We start from the raw sequence: 3819 nt of genomic DNA, 5'->3' as shown, positions 1-3819 counted from the left end.
GTAAGCGTATTAAAGAGATGGGCTAATCCCATTCTGAGCTGGTTTTTGAGTATAAAAAGTCCCTCACGAGTCTGATTCCATTAGATGGTGGAGTCATTCGTGAGGGACTTTTAAGTTTCTCATTTTGATCAGGTTATGCAGAGGCCTTCCTTGTTTGAATACGTTTCATTCGTTTTCGATGGTAACGCGCCGCCTCTTCCTGTGTGATTTCTGTATATACGATTTTTCCTTTTCTGACATGTGGCATTTTCACTGTGTCATCCAGCTTGAAGTTTCGCTGATCTTCAAGATACTTTTTCTCATATGCTTTGTATTCGTCAGACCACGGCATCATTTTCGACAGAAAGGCCCAGTTCGTATCCCATGCTTTTTCCTTCTCATCATCAGACATGTCTTCCGTGATGCTGACTTCCCGATTAATAAGACCGCCTTTATCATCAACGTATTTCGGCATTTCACTCAGAAGATAGTTCAGATAGATATCCGGTATGGCCTTGTTCTCCTGTGCTGTCCGTATCAGCGAGTAGCAGATGGCATTTGCCTCAGCTCCATAGGCACTGGTTGAGAACAGAAAACTTGAGCGAGCTCTGCTGATGACGCGAAGTGACCTTTCACAGAACCCGTTGTCTAAAGGTACCATCGGATCTGACAGGAATACTTTGAAATGCGGTTCATGGTTCAGGGCATAGTTCACCGCAGTAACAAGGTAGCTGCTGTAGGTTGGATCCTTCACATCGACCCCGTGCAGGATATCAAACAGCTCATCAACCAGAGGCTTGATCTTTTCCTGCCGCTGTTTAAGCCTTTCTTCAGGCGAAAGCTTTTTCAGTGGATTGTCAGCCCGGTAGATCTCTCCGATCAGCCGGATGATCCTGCCTTCGATGGTATTTTCCAGCTGCTCCACCGTCAGCCCTTTGTTGTCAAGGACCAGAAATGCTTTTACAAACCTCCTTCTCAGGTGCATGAAACAGTTTGCAATTGTTACCTTGCCCTGCAGTTCCTTCTCGAAAGTATAGTAGGCAACAAATGCATCATCTTCAAGTACGCCATCATAATCACGCCCATAGAAATGCAGGAGATGATCTGTTGCTCTGCCTCTTTCAAAAGTAAAAAGAATCATCCTTGGATCTGTGCTCAGTTCGGAACTCGTATGAACCCAGAAATAGTTCTTTGAACCGGTTCCATGACAGTACTGAGTTACGATCCATGGCGTTTCGTCACTTTGGCTGCAGCCCTGTTTCAGAAGAGCTTTCTGCATGTACAGAACCGGCTGAGCCAGGTATGTATGTGAGGTTCTGTTGATCCATCTGGTGATCCAGCTGCGGGAAAGTCCCAGACTTCTTGACAGTAAATACTTTTCAGTGGAGTATGTTGCCACACTGTTTTCGAATTTCTTATCGATAAGATGTGCCAGAAGTGAGCCTGATGCCATTGACCCCGGTATAAGTTTTCCTGATTCTCCGGGATGATCACCGGCCCTGTCATAATACTTTTCTTTTGATAGATCGTTCGGCGTAATAACCGGATAAAAAGTGGTATCGACATACAGGCGGGCAGGAATGAGCGCCAGCGTATCACTTGGAACCCAGTCTGATATGTGCCATTTGCCTTCGCCAAACATCCTGTTGTATTTTTGATCATCAAGGTAAAAATGAGAATAGTGCTCGAGACTGTCTGTCCAGTCATTGGAGCCGGCCGACCGTCCGCTGTGTGCTTTCTTTTCTTTGCCGGAAGCAGTATGCTCTGCAAAGGACCTGATATGACTGCCCGTATGCGATCTCGAATGATCTCCGGACGCAGATGAAGCAGCTGTTTCATACGGCTGAACATCAGGATCTGCATCTTCGTCTACAGGATCCTGTGGAGCTCCCACACATATGCTTATGGAGTCCCTGTCATCTGTGTCAGCGCTGCTGTCACTGTCTGATGTTTCATCATTCTGTCCGGATCCCTGTTCTTTCATATATTTTTTTGCTGCTTTGAGCAGGATCTGCCCGAGTCTGCCCGTCTTTTCTGAGGAAGTGCCGAAGAGCATGTTTTGAGCCAGCCGAAACTGCTGGTACACGACAGTATAGTCCTTTTCAAGAGACTTGTAGTCTTTCTTAAGCTCTGAATACTTTTTCTTCAGGCGTGTTACATTGTCATGTTCAGCAAGATCAGCTTTTACTCTTTCAGATGCGGCATTATTCATTTCGATGCATTTGTTGATGACAATGACAAGGCTCTGTATGAGTTCGCTTTTTTTCATGCTGCCAGCTTCGGCCAGCATCTTCCTCAGCTCTTCGTTCGTCATTACTGTTTATCCTTTGCAATGGCGAGCAGATCAGAGCAGTATTCGGTTACTTTGCTGCTGAGTTCGTTATTTCTGCGCTGAAGTTCCTCGTTGATCACCGTAAGCTGATCGATCTTCAGTTTAAGCTCACGGAACTTTACATCTGTAGCTTTCTGGTATTCTTCAAAAGCTGCTTTTTCTTCCTCGTATCTGTTCCTGGTCTTTTCTTCCACAGCAGCCTGTGTTTTATTTACAGATCCCGATTCTTCATCAGACGAAGAGACTGTTACAGAGGTCTCATTCAGAGACCTGTCATCTGCAGATTTTGTGTGTTTTCTTCCATGATAGCCACCACGGCCGGCGTTTGGAATTATCTCATTTGTCTCAGGATCCAGCTTTCCGATCATGTGGCGTTTTCTTACATACTTATGGGCCTTCTCGTCCCATACATCCTCGTTGGCATAGACATACGTAATGCCAAGGTCTTTCCGCGTGAAATACGTGTAAGGTTGTTTCTTTCTAGGCATAGCGGTATCCTCCTGAGATAAAGTATAACATATGTCCTCTTTATTATCTATTATACTTTTTATTTAGATGAATGTCAAGCATTACATCTAAATGATAGTTAGATAATTGATTTTCATTTATACTTTATCCCAGACCCGCTTCAATTGGATGTTTCCGGAGGCTTTTTCACCTTTGGATACCGTTCTGTAATCGTGCCTGTTAGAGAGATGCCGGACATCAGCATCTGATACTGCTCAGACGGAAGTGCCATTGCCTCAGCCTTTGACTTTGGCCATCGGAAATGGTTGCCTTCCGAAAGCCTGAGTTTATAGATTCCGATGCCGATCCCTTCAAAACAGATGCCCTTGATAGTTCTTGTGCCTTTTCCGTGAAAGAGATACAGGCATCCTTTATTCTCATAGAGATTCAGCCTGTACTCATAGATCAGACTTGCTGCAAGAGTATCTATACCACGGCGCATGTCGATCGGCTCCAGGCATAGATATATTTTTTTGAAACCGACACCGTCTTTAAGCATTGCGCACCGCCTGCAGAACAGTAGCAAGCGTATCTGCATCAATGCCACTGTTTACATAGATTTTTATGTTGTTCACCTGGAGCATAACAGATGGAATGCCTGTCGGAGAACCATTATTGTTTACATCTGAGCCGCTGTCTGGCAGATTTGATTCTTTTACTATTGATGTGACATCGACAAAGGCTTCAGACTGTGATCTGACTTCGGCTGAACTTTCCAGATCATCCGGATTGAGCATACCCTCATTCCTGAATCGTCCACGCCATCTTATAAACATGTAGTAATTGATGTTGTTCTGTTTACACCAGCTTGTTGCAGAGATATAAGTTGAACGCTCTGCTTCAACGTATGATCTGATAATAGCGAGCCACTTCTTGGTCACTTTTGAGGACTTTATATCCTTAGGCAGCATAAAAAACACCTCCCTGCAGACTTCTGTTTTCTAAACAAAGTTTACAGGAAGGCGCTCATAATAAATAGCCCAGCTCTATAATACGCTTAC

Annotated in this window: 4 protein-coding genes; all 4 read right to left on the bottom strand. The window is 44.5% G+C overall.

The window, feature by feature from the left end; all coding sequences use genetic code 11:
- Positions 1–133: 133 nt before the first annotated feature.
- Positions 134–2293 (bottom strand): IS66 family transposase, encoded by a 2160-nt coding sequence (tnpC, locus tag ACTNCK_RS11500; RefSeq protein WP_441082860.1) that lies wholly within the window; start codon positions 2291–2293, stop codon positions 134–136.
- A complete protein-coding gene (locus ACTNCK_RS11495) occupies positions 2293–2799 on the bottom strand; it encodes a hypothetical protein (protein ID WP_441082859.1) in 507 nt (168 codons plus the stop codon). Before ACTNCK_RS11495 ends, tnpC begins: the two co-directional genes overlap by 1 nt.
- A gap of 140 nt (positions 2800–2939) precedes the next feature.
- Positions 2940–3317, bottom strand: a complete 378-nt coding sequence (gene tnpB / locus ACTNCK_RS11490; protein WP_441082858.1) for an IS66 family insertion sequence element accessory protein TnpB — start codon at positions 3315–3317, stop codon at positions 2940–2942.
- A complete protein-coding gene (locus ACTNCK_RS11485) occupies positions 3310–3729 on the bottom strand; it encodes a hypothetical protein (RefSeq protein WP_441082857.1) in 420 nt (139 codons plus the stop codon). The genes tnpB and ACTNCK_RS11485 overlap by 8 nt, the downstream gene beginning before the upstream one ends.
- Positions 3730–3819: the final 90 nt, after the last annotated feature.

It is taken from the genome of Candidatus Weimeria sp. HCP3S3_B5 (genome assembly GCF_052064335.1).
Classification (GTDB): domain Bacteria; phylum Bacillota; class Clostridia; order Lachnospirales; family Lachnospiraceae; genus Weimeria.
This window is presented reverse-complemented; position numbering and strand designations above follow the sequence as displayed.

Coding starts and splice junctions, on each gene's coding strand:
- ACTNCK_RS11485 (WP_441082857.1), bottom strand. CDS start 3,729: ATGCTGCCTAAGGATATAAAGTCCTCAAAAGTGACCAAGAAGTGGCTC.
- tnpC (WP_441082860.1), bottom strand. CDS start 2,293: ATGACGAACGAAGAGCTGAGGAAGATGCTGGCCGAAGCTGGCAGCATG.
- ACTNCK_RS11495 (WP_441082859.1), bottom strand. CDS start 2,799: ATGCCTAGAAAGAAACAACCTTACACGTATTTCACGCGGAAAGACCTT.
- tnpB (WP_441082858.1), bottom strand. CDS start 3,317: ATGCTTAAAGACGGTGTCGGTTTCAAAAAAATATATCTATGCCTGGAG.